13 protein-coding genes are annotated in these 19,565 nt (G+C 73.0%); 6 read left to right on the forward strand and 7 right to left on the reverse strand.

Going from position 1 to position 19,565, the window contains the following annotated elements; all coding sequences use genetic code 11:
• Positions 1–19: 19 nt before the first annotated feature.
• From ACWDYF_RS36320 to eccD, 5 genes are all read right to left on the reverse strand, one after another.
• Entirely contained in the window at positions 20–466 is a 447-nt protein-coding gene (locus ACWDYF_RS36320) for a type VII secretion system-associated protein (protein WP_389474413.1), read from the reverse strand.
• 42 nt (positions 467–508) lie between these two features.
• Positions 509–805, reverse strand: coding sequence for a WXG100 family type VII secretion target (locus ACWDYF_RS36325; protein ID WP_389474415.1), 297 nt, complete (start codon positions 803–805; stop codon positions 509–511).
• Between the two features lie 62 nt (positions 806–867).
• Positions 868–1,245: a WXG100 family type VII secretion target gene (locus ACWDYF_RS36330; RefSeq protein ID WP_389474417.1), complete on the reverse strand. Its 378-nt coding sequence runs from the start codon at positions 1,243–1,245 to the stop codon at positions 868–870.
• A gap of 168 nt (positions 1,246–1,413) precedes the next feature.
• Positions 1,414–2,919, reverse strand: a complete 1,506-nt coding sequence (gene eccB, locus ACWDYF_RS36335) for a type VII secretion protein EccB (RefSeq protein ID WP_389474419.1) — start codon at positions 2,917–2,919, stop codon at positions 1,414–1,416.
• A gap of 27 nt (positions 2,920–2,946) precedes the next feature.
• Complete coding sequence (eccD, locus tag ACWDYF_RS36340) at positions 2,947–4,347, reverse strand: type VII secretion integral membrane protein EccD (protein WP_389474421.1); 1,401 nt, start codon at positions 4,345–4,347, stop codon at positions 2,947–2,949.
• Between the two features lie 215 nt (positions 4,348–4,562).
• On the opposite strand from eccD, the gene eccCa reads away from it, so the two are divergent.
• Positions 4,563–8,585, forward strand: coding sequence for a type VII secretion protein EccCa (eccCa, locus tag ACWDYF_RS36345; RefSeq protein ID WP_389474431.1), 4,023 nt, complete (start codon positions 4,563–4,565; stop codon positions 8,583–8,585).
• 55 nt (positions 8,586–8,640) lie between these two features.
• On the opposite strand, the gene ACWDYF_RS36350 is transcribed toward eccCa, so the two are convergent.
• On the reverse strand, positions 8,641–9,939 hold the full coding sequence (locus ACWDYF_RS36350) for a S8 family serine peptidase (protein WP_381741852.1): 1,299 nt from the start codon (positions 9,937–9,939) through the stop codon (positions 8,641–8,643).
• 320 nt (positions 9,940–10,259) lie between these two features.
• Here ACWDYF_RS36350 and ACWDYF_RS36355 point away from each other — a divergent pair, with 320 nt between their 5' ends.
• The 5 genes from ACWDYF_RS36355 (at position 10,260) to ACWDYF_RS36375 (ending at position 19,040) form a co-directional block, all read left to right on the forward strand.
• Positions 10,260–12,704: a hypothetical protein gene (locus ACWDYF_RS36355; protein WP_389474424.1), complete on the forward strand. Its 2,445-nt coding sequence runs from the start codon at positions 10,260–10,262 to the stop codon at positions 12,702–12,704.
• A 71-nt stretch (positions 12,705–12,775) separates the two neighbouring features.
• A complete protein-coding gene (locus tag ACWDYF_RS36360) occupies positions 12,776–14,449 on the forward strand; it encodes a hypothetical protein (RefSeq protein ID WP_389474426.1) in 1,674 nt (557 codons plus the stop codon).
• A gap of 153 nt (positions 14,450–14,602) precedes the next feature.
• Positions 14,603–17,977 (forward strand): right-handed parallel beta-helix repeat-containing protein, encoded by a 3,375-nt coding sequence (locus tag ACWDYF_RS36365; RefSeq protein ID WP_389474428.1) that lies wholly within the window; start codon positions 14,603–14,605, stop codon positions 17,975–17,977.
• A 207-nt stretch (positions 17,978–18,184) separates the two neighbouring features.
• Complete coding sequence (locus tag ACWDYF_RS36370) at positions 18,185–18,601, forward strand: hypothetical protein (protein ID WP_389471002.1); 417 nt, start codon at positions 18,185–18,187, stop codon at positions 18,599–18,601.
• Between the two features lie 25 nt (positions 18,602–18,626).
• The gene (locus ACWDYF_RS36375; protein ID WP_381741842.1) at positions 18,627–19,040 is read left to right on the forward strand and encodes a hypothetical protein; all 414 of its coding nucleotides are present in this window, start codon (positions 18,627–18,629) and stop codon (positions 19,038–19,040) included.
• A 50-nt stretch (positions 19,041–19,090) separates the two neighbouring features.
• Here ACWDYF_RS36375 and ACWDYF_RS36380 read toward each other — a convergent pair whose 3' ends face one another.
• Positions 19,091–19,510: a hypothetical protein gene (locus ACWDYF_RS36380; RefSeq protein WP_168720484.1), complete on the reverse strand. Its 420-nt coding sequence runs from the start codon at positions 19,508–19,510 to the stop codon at positions 19,091–19,093.
• Between the last annotated feature and the right edge of the window lie 55 nt (positions 19,511–19,565).

The following is a 19,565-nucleotide window of genomic DNA, read 5'->3' on the forward strand; positions in this document are numbered from 1 at the left end:
TCCGTTCGGATGTCATTTGCTAGGTCTTGGTGGTCGGCGGCGCACTCGCGTTGCTGTTGCCGCCGCCGAGCGCTGCCTCGTAGCCGCCCAGAGCGGACACGAACTTCTGCGCGTCGACGTCCGCGAGGTTGTGCTGCTGCGCCTTCTTCATGGTCTCGATGACGGTCTGCAGCTTGCCATGGAGTTCCGAGAACGCCGTGACGTGCTTGTTCAGGACCTTGTCGACGGCGCTCGCGGCAGCCTTGGTCCGGCCGGACAGCCCTTGCATGCCGGTCGTCTCATCGGCTTCGAGGAAGCCGAGGTGCATGACGGGAGACCTGGTGGAGAGGTCGAAAAGACTCGGGGCCTGGGTGTCGGAGGCCCTGATGCTCTTCAGGTTCTCCTCGAACTTCGCGATCCCGTCATCGATGAACGCCTGGAGAGCGGGGAAGTCCAACCGCTCCAGATGGAAGTCATCACCGGCCATATTTTCCTCCTGATGCGGGTTTCACGCTTCCGCCCGGCCCGGTCAGATGGTGATGCTCTGGAAGTTGTCCCGGTTCGAGGCAGAAGCGCGGGAAAGGGACGTCATGTTGTTGTGCAGCGTCGTGTGGTAACTGCTGAGGAGTTGCTGAGCCCTCAGCTGGCAGGCTTCCCACGTGTTGTTGACGTCGTTGTACGCCTTCCGGTCCTCGCCCACCCAGCTCTGCGTGTACGCAGCCAGCGCTCGCTGGAGGTTGTCGATGGTCCTGTTCATGATCAGTGCCTGCTCCTCCATCTCCTGAACGACTGAACCCATGACAGTGAAGTTCGCGTCGATTCCCATGGTTCTCCCTCACATCTCCTGTGTTGTGCGTGGTCCGTCGGTCCTGCGCGCGAGCGGCAGGGTCAGCCCATCATCGTGTTGTACGAACTCGACGCGTGATGAGATCCCCCGTCGAACACATTGGTCCCCGCGAGGACGCTGACCCCCTCCATGTTCCCGTGCAGCGTCCTGGCGTCCGTCTGGCTGCTGTCCTCGACAACGTGCAGGATCTTCCCGGTCGCACGGTTGATCTGTTCGAACTGCCGATGCCAGCGCCTGACCAGGTCGAGGAACGCGGTGCCGTCGTCCCCGCCGTAGCCGCCCGCGAGCCTGTTCTCGATCGCCTGGACGTTCTGTTCCACACCGGCGAGCGTGCGCTGGGCATCGGTCAGGGCCCTGTGGATGCCGTCGTACGTCAGGGTCGACGACCTCTTCATCGCCTCGACCGGGCTGTCGCTCATACCTTCTCCTCACCTTGAACGGATGGGGCTCGTCCGTCCGGTCTCGTCGGCAGTGACACCGGAGAACGAGCAGGGGTGTGACGGGAGACGTCGTGGCGCCGACAGACCTCCCACCACACATTGAACACGAGACATGTGCGTTCGGGGTTCACATCAACCAAGAAAGTTTCAGCGGGACTTGCCCACGGCCCCGCCGTCCCGCCCGCACGCAGGTGTGCCCGTGACCGACACCTTGCCGGTGGCCGCGCTCGCCGGGGACAGATCCGGGCCGCTCGGGAGCATGTCGAGCAGTGCGCCGGGCAGGCCCTCGGCGGCGCCGAGGTCGTAGCCGAGGGCCTTGGCGGCGTCCGCGCCGGGCAGGCGGTACTTCACCCCGTTGTCGGTGACGAGGTAGGTCGCCGTACCGGTGCCGCCGCCCGAGCTGTTCAGGGCACGGACGAGGCTGCCTCCGCCCGGTGTCACGGCGATACCGTCCACGGCGAGGCAGGCGGGAGCGGACGCCTTGAGCGGGGGAAGGGCCTGGTCGGTGAGCGAGCGCACCGGAACCAGCGTCAGGGTCACCTGGACGGCCCGGGTGCCCTGCGCGTCGAGGCCGACGCAGACGCCGGCGGAGTCGGGCACCGTCAGCAGTGCGGGCGGCTGTTGCGGAAGGCGGGCGCCGGACTGCCGTACGGCCTGGGCGGAGTCCGAACCGGTGGGGGCGAGGGTGCCGCCCAGGGCCTGGGCGGACAGCGCGACGGCCGCGGGCGCGCTGCCCGGGTACGCCTTCTCCTTGGTCCGCCGGTCGCCGAGCACCAGGGCGGCCTGCGTGGCGGTCAGCGGGATCAGCCCGTCGTGGCCGAGCACGTAGTACCGCTGCGCCGAGCCGGGTGTCTGGACGGTGAACACCTGGCCCACCCGGGTCGGGTGGCCGTCCAGGCTCGGACCGGCCGAGCCCAGGCCGGACAGCGCGGGCGCGGTGAGGTCGGCGCCGGCCGGGACACCGTCCAGGAAGGCCGCCGAGACGGCGAGCGCGTCGGTGCCGCCGTAGCCGAGCGCGGCCAGCGTGGACCTGCCGCCCGGGATCCGGAACCTGTTGTCCTGCCACAGCAGGTATGTGTCGCCGTCCGGCCCGTGCACCAGCACACCCTGGCCGGACGGTACGCCCGCGCCCTGGGTCTCGGTGTCGACGGCGAGCACGGTCAGCGGCTTGCGGGCACCGGACGCCGTGACCGTGGTCGCGGCGCACACCTGCCAGGGGTGGGCGTCGAGGGCGGTGGCGGCGGGCAGCGAGTCGGGGGCGCCGGGGATGCCGACGGGGTTGCCGTGCCGGGCCTCGGCCAGGGACTGCGCGGACACCGAGACCGTCGCCATGTCCGGGCCGAGCAGCAGCCGGGCCGAGGGGTAGTTGAGCACCGGGTGGAGCCGCCCGTCGTACACGTAGCGGGTGCCCGTCCCCTTCTCGGTGATCAGCGACTTGCCGTCCCGCCAGGAGCTGTTGCCCCCCGGCTTGATGAAGCCGAAGAGCAGGAACCCGGCCGCGACGACGACGGCGACGACCGTGCCGTAGGTGATGCCCCGGTTGGTGCGCCGGGCGGGCGGCTCGGCGAGGTCCGGGTCGGCCCGCAGCAGGCCGGAGGTCAGCCGGGACACCAGGAACTGATGCGCCATGACCTGATCGCGTCGGGACTGCATGGTGTCACTCCTCAGAGGATCGGAGGGTCAGCCGTTCAGGCCGCGCAGGCGCCGGTAGACGTCCAGGACCCACAGCGTCGTCGGGAGCAGCCCCAGCGCCGCGGCGGACTGGAGCAGGTCGCCCGCCCGGCCCCAGTGGGGCAGCAGCCGGCGGCCGGGGACCGTCCAGCAGACGACACCGGCGAGCGCGGCGGCGACCAGGAGGGCGGCGGTGCCCAGGAGTTCGCCGCGAATGCCGTGGGTGCGGGCGGACTCGACGGTGAGCAGCAGGCTGCCGAGACCGGCCGGCAGGACCAGGGCGATCCGCTGCCAGGAGGTCCCCAGGTTGCGCGCGTGCAGGGCGAGCAGCACCGAGAGGAGCAGTGCGGTGACGGTCTCCGCCGTGCCGGGCCGCTGTGCCATGGCCGCCAGGCAGACCAGGCACACCAGGCCGACCGCGCCGTACAGTCCGGTCATCCACCGGTCGACGGCGGCGGCCCCGGCCGCCACGTCGCCCTCGGTACGGGGTTCGATGCCCTCCTGGAGCTGTTCGGGGTTGGTCGGCAGCGGCGGCAGGCGCAGTCCGGCCAGGGAGAAGGACAGCATGGGGACGAAGGCGCCGAGGACCACCACGCCGACGGCGACGGCGGAGGCGGCCTGCGGGAAGGACACGTCCAGGCCGAGCATGACGCCGCCGCCGAAGACCGCGGCCAGGCAGAGGACCCCGGCGGCGGCGAACACCACGGGGTAGCCGGCCACCATCGCGGTGGCCAGTACCAGCCCGACCGCCCCGGCCGCGCCCGCCGCGAGCAGGTGTGCGCCGGCGGTGCGGGCCGCGCCGTCCCCGGGCCGGCCGCCGCCGGTCAGCAGCAGACCGGACACCGCGAGGAAGGCCGCGCCGAACAGGCCGAGCAGCACACCTCCCGGCCGGTCCTCCAGGACACGTGCCGCCGAACCCGCGCCGGACAGGGCCAGCAGGGCGGCGCCCGAGGCGAGCACGACGCGGTCGCTCCCCGCGGCGCCCGAGGTGGCGAGCAGGACCAGGCAGCCGAGCAGCGCCGCGCCCATCAGGGTGCGCAGCACCCACCGGCTGACGTCGGGTGTCCAGGCGTGCGGGAGGGCGCGTACGGCGGCGGAGACGGCTTCCAGCAGGCTGTCGTAGCGGACCGGCGGCAGCTCCTGCCGCCGCGGGCGCAGCAACAGCGTCTCACCCTCCCTGAGTTCGAGCGAGGCGGGCGTGCCTTCCAGGTCCAGCGGGCTGCCGCCGATGCGCTGGAGGGACCAGCCGCCGTGGTCCAGGCCCTGTTCGGCCAGGTCCTCGCCCGCGTGTGTGGCGATCACGGGCAGCAGGTCCGCGATGGGGACGTCGGCCGGTACGGCCAGATCCAGGGTCTTCTCGGGGGCGCGCACCGTGAGACGGCACAACCCGTTCATCGAGCTCTCGCTCATGAGGGCAAACAGCCTTCCGGGGGACATGCACGGCCGGGGCCGGCCGGCGGGCGGCGGTCGAGGGCATGCCGGGTGCCTTCGCCAGCAGTGCCTGACAGCAGATACTCTCATGGACACATACGTGTTCTCGCCGTGAGTCTCCGGGTCCGTGTCCGCAACTCCGGGGCCCGGTCCTTCTGCTCCCGTGCACACGTGAAGGAGATACCCAGTTGAGCGTGGTGTTCTTCCGCAGGCCCGCCCGTCGGCGCGGCCCGGACCTCCCTGACGGCGAACTGGCCCTCCAGGAGCCGCCGACCCTGTCCGAGTCGGCACCTTCCTCGTCTACCGGGCTGCTGACGTATCTGCCGATGGCGGGCATGTCGGTCGGCATGGTGCTGCTGTACACACGTATCGGCAGCGGTACGGGCCCGGTCATCTATCTCGTGGTCGGGCTGATGCTGCTGTCCATGATCACGATGCTGGTCGGGCAGCTGGTGAAGTCCGGTGCCGAGCGCAAGCAGAAGATGCAGGGTGTGCGCCGCGACTATCTGCGCTACCTCGGCGGGATGCGGCGCAAGGCACGGGCCGCCGTGTCCGAGCAGCAGCGCGCCCTGGCCTGGCGGCACCCGGAGCCCGAGGAGCTGTGGTCGTTCGCGGCCACCACCCGGCTGTGGGAACGCCGGGCCACCGACGAGGACTTCGCGGAGGTGCGGCTCGCCGTCGGAGACCAGCGGCTCTCGCTGCGCCTGGCGAACAAGGCGACCAAGCCGGTGGAGGACCTGGACCCGCTGACCGCGCACGCACTGCGGGCCTTCATCAACGCCTACTCGACCGTTCCGGAGCAGCCCATCGCGCTGTTCCTGCGGGCCTGGGCGCGGGTCCTCCTCCAAGGTGAGCGGGCGAAGGTGCTGGACGCGGCGCGCGCTCTGGTGTGCCAGCTGGCGGTGGCCCACACACCGCAGAACCTGATGATCGCGTTCTGTGTCGCACCCGAGCACCGCGCGGACTGGGAGTGGGCCAAGTGGCTGCCGCACACGCTGCACCCGGCCGAGTCGGACGGCGCCGGTCCGGCCCGGCTGATCACCTCGGCCTTCACCGAGCTGGAGGATCTGCTCGGTGAGGAGTTCACCGGCCGGGCCAACTTCGAGCCGGGTGCCTCGCCCACGGCCGACGAACCGTACGTGGTCGTCGTCCTGGACGGCGGCCAGCTGCCCGAGGGCCACCGGGCGGCGCGGGCCGGATTCCGCAACGCCGTCGTCGTGGACCTGGCCGGGGGGCTGCCCTGGCGGCCCGGCCGTACGGTGCTCCGGCTGCGGGTCGAGGAGGGCGAGCCGCAGGAGCAGGGCGGCCGGGCGCACGACGAGCTGAGGATCGTCCGCACCGACCGCGACCGCAAGGAGACGACGATCACGCTGGGCCGCGTGGACCGGCTCGGACCGGCCGCCGCGCGGGCGCTGGCCGCCGTACTCGCCCCGATGCGCACCGGGGCGACCGCGGAGGCCGCGCAGCCGCTGGCCACCGACATCCAGCTGACCACGCTGCTCGGCATCCCCGACCTGCACCGCTTCTCGCCCGCCGAGTTCTGGGAGCGGCGCGGCGGGCAACGCCAGCGGCTGCGGGTGCCGATCGCGGTGGGCGCCGACGGGCGCCCCGTCGAGCTGGACATCAAGGAGTCCGCCCAGGACGGCATGGGACCGCACGGCATGCTGATCGGTGCCACCGGTTCCGGCAAGAGCGAGCTGCTGCGCACCCTGGTGCTGGGACTGGCCCTGTCTCATTCGTCGGAGACGCTCAATTTCGTCCTCGTCGACTTCAAGGGTGGCGCGACCTTCCTCGGCCTGGACGAGCTGCCGCACACCTCGGCCGTGATCACCAACCTGGCCGACGAGGTGGCCCTGGTCGACCGTATGCAGGACGCCCTGCGCGGCGAGATCCAGCGCCGGCAGGAACTGCTGCGCAGCGCGGGCAACTTCACCTCGGTGCTCGACTACGAGAAGGCGCGCGCGGCCGGTACGCCGCTGGAGCCGCTGCCCAGTCTGCTGGTCGTCGTGGACGAGTTCAGCGAACTGCTTGCCGCGCACCGGGAGTTCATGGACCTGTTCGTCGCGATCGGCCGGCTGGGCCGGTCCCTGGGCGTGCACATGCTGCTGGCCTCGCAGCGTCTTGACGAGGGCCGGATGCACCAGTTGGAGGGCCATCTGTCCTACCGCATCGGCCTGCGGACGTTCTCGGCGATGGAGAGCCGGGGCGTGCTCGGTGTGCCGGACGCCTACGAGCTGCCGTCGCAGCCGGGCAGCGGCTTCCTCAAGAGCGGTGTCGAGCCGCTGACCCGGTTCCGGGCCGCGTACGTCTCCGGGCCCTACCGGCAGAAGGTGGGTGCGCTGGCCCAGGAGAAGATCGCCGGTCAGGTGATGCCCTGGACCGGGGACTGGGTGGGCGGCCGGGACGAGGCCGCGGACCCGGAGCCGGTGCCCGCGGCGGCCGGTGCGGACGAGGAGGAGGCCGACAGCCTGCTGGCGGTGGCCCTGGACAAGCTCCGCGACTCCGGGCCGCCGGCCTACGAGGTGTGGCTGCCGCCGCTGGGCGAGCCGCCGACGCTGGACGCGCTGCTGCCGCCGCTGATCCCGGACCCCGAGCTGGGTCTGACCACGGCCGACTGGGAGGACCGCGGCAGGCTGCGGGTCCCGCTCGGGATCGTCGACAAGCCCTTCGAGCAGGTACGCGCTCTGCTGACGGTGGATCTCGGCGGCGCCGGAGGCCACGTGGCCGTCGCGGGCGGTCCGCAGAGCGGCAAGTCCACGCTCGTCCGCGGTCTGATCACCGCCCTGGCCCTCACCCACACACCGCGTGAAGTGCAGTTCTACTGCCTGGACTTCGGCGGCGGCTCGCTCGCCTCGCTGGCCGGGCTGCCGCATGTGGGCGGGGTCGTGGGCCGGCTGGAGGCCGAGCGGGTGGGCCGCACCCTGGCCGAGATGACCACGCTGCTCGCGCACCGGGAGCGGCTGTTCCTCGAACACTCGATCGACTCCATGGCCACCCTGCGCCGCCGCCGCGCGGCAGGCGAGTTCCCCGAGGAGCGGCACGGGGACGTCTTCCTGGTGATCGACGGCTGGCAGACGATGCGGCAGGAGTTCCAGGACCACACGCAGACGATCGCCCAGCTCGCGTCCAGCGGTCTGAACTACGGCATTCACGTGGTGACCGCGACCACCCGCTGGGCGGAACTGAACACTGCGGTCCGCGACCAGTCGGGCACCAAGCTGGAGCTGCGCATGGGCGACCCGCTGGACTCCAGCATCGACATGCGCCGGGCCCGGACCGTCCCGGCCGTGCCGGGCCGGGGTCTGACGAGCGACACCAAGCTGCACTTCCTGTCCGCCCTGCCGCGCATCGACGGCGTCGACGACCCGGGCAGCCTCGGCGACGGCGTGGCCGACCTGGTGGCGGCGGTGGCCGAGAGCTGGCAGGGCCCGTCGGCACCGCCCGTGCGCATGCTGCCCACCGAACTCGACGCCGCCGAGCTGCCGTCCGCGCCCGAGGGACGGCCCTTCCACGTGGCGCTCGGTGTGGAGGAGACCCAGCTCGCACCGGCCTGGCACAACTTCGCCGAGACCCCGCACCTGGTGGCCTTCGGCGACAGCGAGTCGGGCAAGACCAATCTGCTGCGCCTGGTGGCGAAGGGGATCACCGAGCGGTTCACCCCGGCCGAGGCACGGATCCTGGTGGTCGACTTCCGCCGCGAACTCGTCGAGGCGGTGCCCCAGGAGTACCAGCTCGGCCACGCGGTCTCCGTCGACCAACTGGCGGAGTACCTGGACGGGGTGAGCCGCGCTCTGAAGACCCGCACCCCCGGGCCGGACATCACACCGGCCCAGATGCGGCAGCCCGACTGGTGGTCGGGGCCCCGGCTGTTCGTCCTCGTCGACGACTACGACCTCGTCGCCAACCCGATGCGGCCGGTCTTCGAACCCCTGCTGGAGCACCTGCCACTGGGGTACGAGGTGGGTCTGCACATGGTCGTCACCCGGGCCGCCGCGGGTGCGATGCGCGGCCTCAACGACCCGCTGGTGCGGCGCATGCTGGAGGTCAACACACCTGGTCTGCTGCTGTCCTGCCCGCCCAGCGAGGGCTATGTGTTCAACAACGTCAGGCCGAAGGTGCTGCCGCCCGGCCGGGGCAACTACATCACGCGGCGCAGTACGACGCAGATCCAGCTGGGGCTGCTGCACGGGGCGGAGGGAGAGGAGGGGCTGGGCTGACAGCACCGCCCCCGGCCCGCACGGAGCCGGGGGCGGTGACCACGGGGGGTACGCGTCATGCCGGTCCGCTTCCGGCGGGGCGCCGCGCCCTGCGGGTCCGGGCCAGGGCCGCCGCCGCTGCCGCTCCCAACGCCACCAGCAGGGCCGCCCCCGCCAGCAGAGCGGCACGCCGTACGACGTCGCTGCGGGCGGCGGGGCCCGGCAGCCGTACCGCCGTGTCGTCCTGCCCCGCGGCCGGTGCCGCCGAGGGCAGCACCATGCTGAGCGCCGCCGCGGGGTCGAGGAGCGGCACCTCCGCGTGCGCGGCGCTCGCCCTCAGCCGGTCGGCGGTCTCCCGCGCGCTCAGTCCGGGCCGCTGGGCGCGGACCAGTGCGGCGGTGCCGGCGACGAAGGCGGCGGCGACCGAGGGCCCGTTGGCGACGTAGACGCCCGTACCGGTCGGACCGATGCCGGTGATCCCGGTGCCGGGCGCGGCGAGATCGGCGTGCCCGGGGACCGGAACGGCGTCCTGGGGCCGGCCGCCGTCGATGGCGGTGTCCACCACGGAGAGCACCCCGTCCGCCGCGGCCGGCCAGTAGGCGGTGGGGGCCGCGCTCTCACCCTGCCCGGAGCCGGAGGGCTTGGTGTCGGGTGCGGCCGGGGCAATCACCAGTACGTCGTGCGCCTGTGCCGCCGTCACGGCCGAGGTGAGCGCCGTACTGGGGGCGGGCAGCGCGGCCGAGACGACGACGATCTTCGCGCCCGCCGCCACCACCGCCTCGATGCCCTCGGCGACCCGGGCCGCGCTCGCCGTCCCATTCTTGTCGGTGCCCCGCGCCCCGATGATCCGGGCCCCGGGCGCCACACCGCTGAAACCGCCGCCGGGAGCGGGGGCCGCCGCGACAAGACCGGCGAGGAACGTGCCGTGCCCCACGCAGTCCTGGGCGGCGCTCCCGGACGCCTGGACCCGCCCGGCGAGCAGCGGCGCCTGCGGTGACACCCCGGTGTCGACCACGCCCACCGGCACCCCGGCCCCCTGGCTGTAGCGTCCGGCGCGGGCCAGGTTCAGGCTCTGCTGCGCCCAGGGCACCGCGTCCACCCGGACCTTCGACGGCTTGGTGCAGGCGGCCGTGTCGGAGGTGAGCGCCGGAGGCATCAGCGGCAGCTTCGGCGGGTCGGCCGACGAACCGGCAACCGGGGCACCGGCGTTCAGGACTCCGGCGTTCGGGACCGCGGCCGCCGCGGGCACGGCCGCCTGAACCGCCGTGGCGAAGGCGGCCAGTGAGCCGAGGAGCGGCATCGCGACGGCGGACCGCAGGCCCCGTCGGCGGACTCGCCCGCGGGCGGGACGGAAGGAGGTGCTCTCGTCGTTCATACGCTGAATCCCCTGAGCGTGGTGGACCGATGGTTCCGGGCCCTGAGACATCCGTCGCCGGTCACGGCGGCGGCGGGTAAGCTCGTGTCCGGCACCTCACATGTGGCGACGGGTCGGCTCCGGACACCACATGCGACACCGAAGCGTACGGAACACCTTCGGGTTTCCCGCTCCGTATCTCCGGCCTGGCGCGGCCGGTCAGCACCGTACCGGACTCACCCATGTGTCAAGAACACATAGGTGCCGGTGTGACCGTGACATCACCGACGCGACCAGAGCTGTGAGGACCGCATGACCATCAGCCGTGCAGGGAGCAGGCGATGATCCGGCGCGGTGCCGGACGGCGTGCCGGGCGTGCCGGTGCCCGTACGGCCCGGCCGCTGACGGTGACGCCCGGCGGCGAACGCGTCCACCTGGTGCATCTGGGCGACCGGCCGCCCGCGCCGCTCACGGACCTCGCCGGCCTGCTGGGGCCCGCGGGGCAGGACGAGGTCGTCGTCGTGGTGGGGTCGTCCCTGGGCGACGGAGGCGTGGACACCCTGTGCGACGAGCTGGCACCGGCACTGGAGGAGAGCCGGAAGGCCGACATACGTGTGCTGCGGCTGGTGATGTCGGCGGGCGCGGACGAGGCCGGCGGGCGGCACTCGGCGGCCCGGCTGCTGTGCGAACGCTGGGGCCTCGACGTACTGGCCACGGCCGGAGCCGCCGTCGTCGTACCGGACGGTTCCCTGTTCTCGCCGGACCTGCCCGGCGCGCCCGGGGGCTGGTGGCACTTCTCCACCGGGCAGGTGCCCCGGCGGGTCGGCAGCCGGCTGCCGGTCCCCGACTGGGAACCCGCGCTGGAGCGGGTCGGCCGGGAGACGGCCGACGGACACGTGGTCGAAGCGGTCCCGGCCGGTCTCCTGGTCCGCCCGGCCCAGGCCACCGCTCCGGTGGTGCACGCCCTGCCCTACGCCGTACCGCCGGACCCGGACCGGCCCCATGTGCTGCTCGGCGCCCCGGGTGTGCCCGCGGAGGCGCTGGCGGACGTCCTGGCCGCGCTGCCAGGGCGGCTGCGCCGGTCGGCGCGGCTGCTGTCCCTGGACGGCCAGGACCTGATCGGCACCGGGCGGGCCGTGGCCGATCTGATCGGCGCCGAGACCCAAGTGGCCCACGGGATACCGGTGATCACCGAGGGTTCCGTGCCCGGTGAGACCTCGGTGTCCCTCCGTATGGTCGGCGCCGACGGCACCCCCTCCTGGCGGCCGTACGTGGAGTCCGTCGTCTGTCCGCCGGTCAGGGACGGTGTCCGGCCGCCGGTCCGAGTGGGCGCCTGGCGTGCCCCGGCCGGGCTGGGCGACGAGAGGACGGTGGGCGCGGAGCCGGACGCGCTGCCGCTGGACGGCCGCTGGAAGGCGGCGGTGACCCCGGCCGGGCTGTGGATCGGCCCGCGCAGCACCCGCCCGCCGCGCGCCGCGTCGGAACGGCCGGTCGCGCACGACGTGGTGGCCGTCGACCTCGGCGCGCCCCGCCGCGCGCTGGACGACTCCCTCTGGCCGCATCTGGACGCGCTCCTGCGGGACATGGAGCCCGAGGAGCGGGAACGGGCCGTGGTGCACGTCCACGGCGTACTCGGCGCCAAGGGCATGGACCGGTTGCGGCGGCTCGCCGTCCGGCACGGCTTCTCGCTGCTGGCGCCGGAGCAGACAGCGCGGGCGACGCAGACGCACACTCCGGACGAGTCCGGTCCCGAGGGGGAGCCGGAGCCTGGGGGCTCCGTACCGGCGGCGCCTGTGCCGGGGGTTCCGCTGGCGACCACGTCGGCTCACGCCCCGGTCGCCTCCCCGGCACCGGACGTACCCGATGTGCCGGACATACCCGATGTGCCGGACGTGTCTTCCGGGGAGCCCGCGTACGCGACCGCGGGCGTCGGCGTCGACACCAGCACCAGCACCAGCACCAGCACCAGCACCAGAGAGAACGCGGTCCGCGCCCCCGTACCGCCCCCGTCCGAGGAGAGCCGGTCGCGTCCCACGCCGGTCGCGCGGCCTGCGGTCCCGCAGCCGTCATCCCCGCAGCCGTCATCCCCGCAGCCGTCATCCCCGCAGTCGTCGGCCCCGCAGACCGACCACGAGCGGCTCCGTGCCTCGCTCGGCCCCTTCTGGGAGCGCCACGCCAAGGCGGCCACGCAGGCGATGACGCGGATGCCCGGTATGCGCGCACAGGACACCGGAGGCGCCTCGCTCGCCCATCTGGCCGCCGTGCATGTGTACTTGACCGCCGTGGACGCGTCCGAACTGGGCACGGCCGTGGCGGACGACGACGAGTCGACGCTGACGTTGCTGCGCTGCCTGGAGTGGGGACTGCGCAGACTCCCCTCCTATCGCGGGGCCGTGGTCAGCACCGGCCCGGGGCTCACCACCCGTCTGACACCCGATCTGGTGGGAACCCGCCTCGACAGCGAGGTGCCGGTGCGGGGTACGGCGGTGGAGGCCACCTGTCCCGCGCCACCGGCCGATCACGTGCTCATCTGGTCGGTGACCGGCCGCCGTACCGACGCGCTCGTGGACGGGGAGGGCAGGGAGATCCTGTTCTCCCGGCACTCGGGCTTCCGCGTCCTGGACGTCGTACGGCGCGGCCCGGCGACGGTCGGCCTGCTGCGCGAACTGCCCCCGCACGACCGCTCGTCCGGCACGGCGGAGCTGTCCGGCGCCGACACCGCCCTCCTCGAACGGCTGCGCACGGCCCTCGATCTGTCCCCTGCCGCCCCCGCCGGTCCGTCCTGAACCACGGCCGGGTCTCCTCCGCCGCCCACCACCTCCGCACCGCCATCCGCCCACACCCCACAAGGAGTTCCATGTCTCCCCGAACGCCGAGGTCCGCCACCAGGCCGCCCACGTCGGCCGGAACGGCTCCCTCCGCCGCCACGGCCCGCATCCGGCGGGCCGCCGCACTGCCGATGCCGGACGGCGCGAGCATGAGCCCCTTCGCCCCGGCCGATCCGCTGGGCACCGAGCAGGACGAGAGGACCGCGCGGGCGCTGGCCACGGCCCTGTCCGCGGCCCGCAGCCCGGAACCGGAGCCGCAGGCGGATCCGGGCGCCTGGCGGCCGGGCGGCACCGGCCAGGAGGGCCGGGAGGCCGGCGCCGAGGCGTCCGGCGAGGCAGCGGCGGCCGGGACGCCCCAGGGTCCGCGCCGGACTCCGGGCACCGGGTTCGCCGCGCGGGTCACCGAGCGGCCCTTCCTGGTGGCCGCCGCGGTCGCGGGCGCGGTGATCGCCGCCACGCCGTTCCTCGCCTCGCACGGCAAGGACCACCTGCGTACCTACGAGGGCATGGGCGCAGCGGATCCTGTCGCCAAGCTTCCGGGCGGCACCCCGGACCGGCATCCGGACGCCTCTTCCGGCCAGTTGCCGATCGCCTCCTCCGAGGGCGACGGCAGCGGCCCCGCCAGCGGCCTCATGGACCCGGACGCGGGTGCGTGGCACGCTCGGGCCGCCGCGGCGGCCGACCACCCGGCGGCCGACTCCCCCACTGTGCCGCAGGCGCTCGCCGCGGACCCGGCGGGCGCTGCCGACCAGCCCGCGAGTGTTCCAGCAGGCGCCCGGACGTCGCCCTCGGACGCCTCGCCCGCGGTGGCGTCGGACGTGTCGTCCCCGGTCCGCACGACCGCGCCGCAGCACACCGCGGCGGCCAAGCCCGCACCCACCGAGAACGCGACCACCCACACGGCGGCAGCCAAGAGCACGCCCGCGAAGCCCGCGACCGCCGCGGCACCCGCCACGACCGCGACCGCCGGGAGGCCCGACGGCACGACCCAGGCGACCGCCACCACCCCCGCCACCGCGCGGACCACGGCCACCGCGCCGAAGCCCGGGTCCGGGTCGACGACGGCCACGGCCCGCGCACGTGAAGCCGCGTCCGGTACCGCTGCCACGGCGGCGTCCGTGGCCGAGCCCGCCACGGCCCAGGCACGCGCCGTCGCCTCCGTGCCCGCCGAAACCCCCCTCACCCCCCTCGAACCCACCACCACCGACCCCGACGCACCCCACGACCACGCCACCGGCTCCAGCCCCGCCGCCACCACGTCCGACGCGACGCGGAACGACTCCCCGGCGCCGGAATCGAAGCCCGAGTCGAAGCCGGAGCCTGAGCCGAAGCCGGATTCGAAGCCCGAGTCGAAGCCCGACCCCAAGTGGACCACCGAGGTCGTCAACGGCACCCATGTCCTGCGCCCCGGGCAGAGCGTCGCCTCCAACCGGACCCACCTGACGATGCGTTCCGACGGCAATCTGGTCATCACGGACGAGAACGGCGCGGTCCGCTGGTCCTCGCAGACCCCGGGGCAGGGCAACTACGCCGTCTTCCAGACGGACGGCGACCTCGTCGTGCGGACGGCCGCGCAGCAGACCCGGTGGTCGGCCGGCTCGGGCGGCAACGACGGAGCCCGGCTCATCCTCCAGAACGACGGCAACATCACGATCCTCGCCACCGACGGCCGCGTTCTGTGGGCCGCCGGGACACAGCACTGAGCACGGCCCGGCCGACCAGCCCGGCCGGGTACCCCACCCCGAAGAGGTAATCACCATGCAGAGCGCGCACCGCCGTGCCTGTGGCGCGGGTCCCGCCGCGCCTCCCCCCGGCGCCCCGGCCCGGCCGTCCGCACACGAGGGGAAGGAGCAGCCGTGGCCCGCCATCTGATCACCGTCGGGCAGCAGGGCGGCTGCGATCACACGACGATCGGCGCGGCACTGCTCGGCGCCCGGCCGGGGGCGATTATCAGCGTCCGGCCTGGCAGTTACCAGGAGACCCTGGTCGTACAGAACCGGGTGACGATCGTCGCCGACGGTCCGCGCGGCAGCGTCGAGATCGCCCCGGCCAAGGGGGCGGCGGTGACGCTGGCCGCGGACGCCGTGATGCTCACCGATCTGCTGCTGCGGGCCGGTGAGGGCGAGCTGCCGGTGATCGACGCGGTGCGCGGACAGGTCGCCCTGGACGGCTGCGAGATCCTGGGGGCGGGCTGGACGGCGCTGCTCAGCCGGGGCAGCGGTTCCCTGGCGATGCGGTCGTGCCGGGTCACCAACCCCGCCGGCGCGGGTGTGGTGGAGGCCGGTTCGACGGGCAGTGTGATCGAGGACTGCCTGATCGAGAACCTGGGCACGTCGGCGGTCGTGGTCAGCGAGGAGGGCCGGGTGATGGTGCGCAACTGCCGGCTGCGCGACGCCCGGGGCAACGGCGTGCTGGCCAACGGGCAGTCGCGCGGAGTCGTGGAGGACTGCGAGATCACATCCACCGAGAAGCCCGGCGTGGCGCTGGAGGGCGGTACGGCGCTGAAGGTGGTGCGGACCACGCTGCGGGACTGCTCGCTCGGTGTGCATGTGTCGAGTTCGGTGCGCACCGAGCTGTCGCATGTGGCGGTGCACCGCTCGGCCGGGCACGGTTTCGTCGTCGCCGACCGCTCGGACCCGCAGCTGTCGTACTGCGAGACCTCCGCGACCGCGGGCAGCGGTGCGTATGTCACCGGGCGCTCCCGCGGCTACTTCGCGAACTGCGCCTTCGACGGTGCCTCCGAGGCGGCCGTCCGTGTCGAGGACTCCAGCACCCCGTCCTTCACGGGTGCCCGGATCACGGACAGCAAGGGCACCGGTCTGCTGCTGGAGGGCGAATCCGCCGCCGAGTTCGACCAGTTGGACGTGGTACGGGCGGGCGGCACCGGAGTGTCGGTGGCCTCGGGCGCCAATCCGCTGCTGCGCCGGGCCCGGGTCACCGAGGCGCGCGGTGCGGGCATCCAGGTCGCCGGGCAGGCGCGCGGCCGGTTCGAGGACTGCGAGGTCGGCGACTGCGGCGGGCACGCGCTGCGGGTGGAGGCGGGCGGGAACCCGCACCTGGGGAACTCGGCGCTGCGCGGCGCGGGCGGCTCGGGTGTCTCGGTGGGTGCTGAGGGTCTGGGCACGCTGCGCGACTGCGAGATCTCCGGCTCCTCGGCGTCGGGTGCGGCCGTCGAGGGCAAGGGCGAGCTGACGCTGGTCAGGACCCGGGTGCTGGGATCCGGCGGGCACGGCGCGCTGGTCGCGGCGGGCGGCCGGGCGGCGCTCAAGGGATGCGAGTTCAGCGGGAACACCGGCGACGGGGTGCGTATCGAGTCGGACGGCCCGGTGGAGGTGACCGACTGCACCGTGCGGTCGAACCGGGGTGCCGGGCTGAGACACGCGTGCCCGGGTGCCGGTTTCACCCTGTCCGCTCTGACCAGCCTCGACAACAAGACACCGGACTCCGGTACGGAGCCGCCCGCCGAGGAGGTCGCCGCGAGCGGCGGCCCGGCCCGGCCCGGCGGCCAGGACCGGGAGGGCCAGGAGCCGGAGAACGCGCTGGTCGCGGAACTCAACGCGCTCATCGGCCTGGACAACGTCAAGGAACAGGTCGAGATGCTCGTCAGCCTGGGCAAGCTCGCCCAGCGGCGGGCCCGGCTCGGCATCCCGGCCCCGCCCATGAGCCGCCATCTGGTCTTCGCCGGGCCGCCCGGCACGGGCAAGACCACGGTGGCCCGGCTGTACGGCGGGATCCTGGCGAGTCTGGGGATGCTGTCCTCGGGCCATATCGTCGAGGTGTCCCGGGCCGATCTGGTCGCCCAGGTGATCGGCGGTACGGCGATCAAGACGACGGAGGTCTTCGAACGGGCCCAGGGCGGGGTGCTGTTCATCGATGAGGCGTACACCCTGCTGTCCGACAGCAAGGGCTCCTCCGTCGACTTCGGGCAGGAGGCCATCGACACCCTCGTCAAACTGATCGAGGACCACCGGGACGACACCGTGGTGATCGTCGCGGGCTATCCGAAGGAGATGGCGGACTTCCTGGCCGCCAACCCCGGTATGGCCTCGCGCTTCACCCGCACCATCGAGTTCGAGAACTACTCGGTGGAGGAACTGGTCACCATCACCGAGAACATGTGTGCCACCCACCGGTACGTCCTCGATCCGCTCGCGCGGGAGGCGCTCGGCATCCGCTTCTCCCGGATGCGCCGGGACGCGACGTTCGGCAACGGCCGGGCCGCCCGCCAGGTCTTCGAGGAGATGATCGACCGGCAGTCGCTGCGGCTGGCGGCGCAGCAGGAGGCGAGCGAGGCCGATCTGATGCTCATGGTCCCCGAGGACGTGGGCGCCGACGAGGCCGAGGAGGTGCGTGCGGAGGTCAGGAAGGAGCCCGGGGAGTCGGGCGCGCTCGCCCGGCTGCGCGCCATGACCGGCCTTGCGGCGGTCAAGCGGGAGGTCGGCGGCATCGTCGATCTGCTCACCGCCTACCGGCAGCGCGCGGCGGTGGGCCTGCCCACCCCCGCGATCAGCCATCACCTGGTGTTCTCCGGGCCGCCCGGCACGGGCAAGACCACGGTGGCCCGGCTGTACGCCGAGCTGCTGCGCTCCTTCGGTGTGCTCACCAGCGGCCAGCTCGTCGAGGTGAGCCGCGCCGACCTGGTGGGACGCTACATCGGGCACACGGCCCGGCTCACCACGGAGAAGTTCGAGGAGGCCGTGGGCGGTGTGCTGTTCATCGACGAGGCGTACACACTGACGCCCGCCCACTCCTCGCAGGACTTCGGCCGGGAGGCCGTCGACACCCTGCTGAAGCTGATGGAGGACCGGCGTGACGAGGTGGTGGTGATCGTCGCGGGCTATCCGGCGGAGATGGAGGGCTTCCTGGCCTCCAACCCGGGCCTGGCGTCCCGCTTCTCCCGCCATGTCGCCTTCGAGGACTACTCCACCGACGAACTGCTCTCCATCATCGACGAGCAGGCGAGCGCGGCGGGATACGTGTGCGCGCCCGCGACGCGCGAGGCGCTGCGCGTCCACCTCGACGCCCTGCCGCGCACCCGGTCCTTCGGGAACGCCCGGCTGGCCCGGCAGTTGATGGAGACCATGATGACCCGCCAGGCGGGCCGGCTGGCCTCTCTTGCCGCGCCGGACCTGGAGGCGCTCACCACGCTGCTGCCCGAGGACCTGCCGGCGGGCGCGTTCACCGGCGAGAGCCTGCCCCGGCCGCCGACGGGGGCAGAGGCGGCACGCTAGGCGCCCGGAGCGGTCGAGACGGAGGAGGTCCCGCACGGTCCCCGGGGACCGTGCGGGACCTCCTCCGTTCTGCACAAGCTTGCACAAGTGTTCGCCGTGGTACGCAAGATGGGGGCCGGTCGCGCCATGGACGCGTGCCGGTCCACCGCCCTATCGTGGGAGCGTCCTCCCGTGGGAAGCCCGGCGCGCGCCATGTCTGGAGACCGTATGCGCACTCATCTGGCCGCCGGCTTCGGCGCGGCCGTCCTCGTCACCGGCACCCTCGCCGGCGCCCCCGCCGCTCAGGCCCGGCCGGCGGTCGCCTACCACTTCCACGTCCCCAACGGGAACACGTGGACGGACGGCACCGTGACCTTCTACAACAGGTCGGTTCTGGTGGAGGGCGTGCAGAAGTCGGTCGCCTCGACGGTCGAGGGCTGCCGGAACACCCTGGGCTACACCCTCGACAGCCACGGCGACCTGCTGACGATGAACGCCTCGCACCCGATGGACGAGGCCTGCTCGACCTCCAAGTCCTTCGACTTCGTCGTGCCCGCCGACGTAGTGGGCGGGGCCGCCTTCGTACGTGTCTGCCTCGCCGACGGCTACTACACGGCCATCAGCTGCAACCGCTACGGCGGTTGAGACCTTCCGACGCCCTGGAGACCTCATGCGCACCGGCACCTGGCTCGGCCTCGCCGCGCTCACCGCGGCCGCCCTGCTGACCGCTCCCGGCGCCGAGGCGCGCGCCGCCACCACTCTCGATTTCCATGTGGCCAACGGCAACACGTGGACGGACGGCACCATCACCTGGTACGCCCGCTCTGTCCTGGTGAAGGGGGTGCACAAGTCGGTCAGCGACGCGACCTACGAGACCTGCCGGAGCACGATCGGCTACACCCTCGACAGCGCCGGGCACGAGCTGTCGCACAACGAGTCACTGACCCAGGACACCGCCTGCGGCAACACCCACACCTTCCAGATCCAGGTGGACGCGGACGTCCCCGGCGGAGCGGCCTTCGTGCGCGTCTGTCTCACCGACGGCACGCTCAAGGTGCTCACCTGCAACCGCTACGGCGGCTGAGACGGGTCCGGCCGGCCGGGCACCCGTGTGCCTGACCGGCCGGTCGTGGCTCAGCTGCGCGGGCCGGCCTCGATGACGAGGTACGCGTCGGCCCCGGCGTTGCCCGTGGTGCCCCGGGCGAACAGCTTCCAGCCGCCGGCCGTGGGAGGCACGTTCAGATCGTCGACGGCGAACGTGTTGCTGCTGGTGTTGAACTTGCCACGGACGGCGATGTTGGTCTGCTGCCCGCCGCCGAAGTTCGGGACGTTGAAGGTCTGGCAGGTCCCGGCAGCGACGGTGCCGGAGAGCTGCCCGCCCAGGCTGTGGCTCGCCGTGTTGAACACCAGGTAGGCGGCGTAGTTACCCTGTGCGCAGAGCTGGACGCGGCCGGCGCCGATGGAGGCGGTCGCGGCCTGGGCCGTACCGCCCGAGAGCAGGACGCCGGAGGCCAGGGCGACCCCGGCGGCACCGGCCAGGACACGACGGGACATCTTCTTCACGGAAAAATCAACACCCTTCAGCTGGCCTGGACTTCAGGCAGAAACA

This window comes from Streptomyces sp. NPDC003284 (assembly GCF_053589675.1).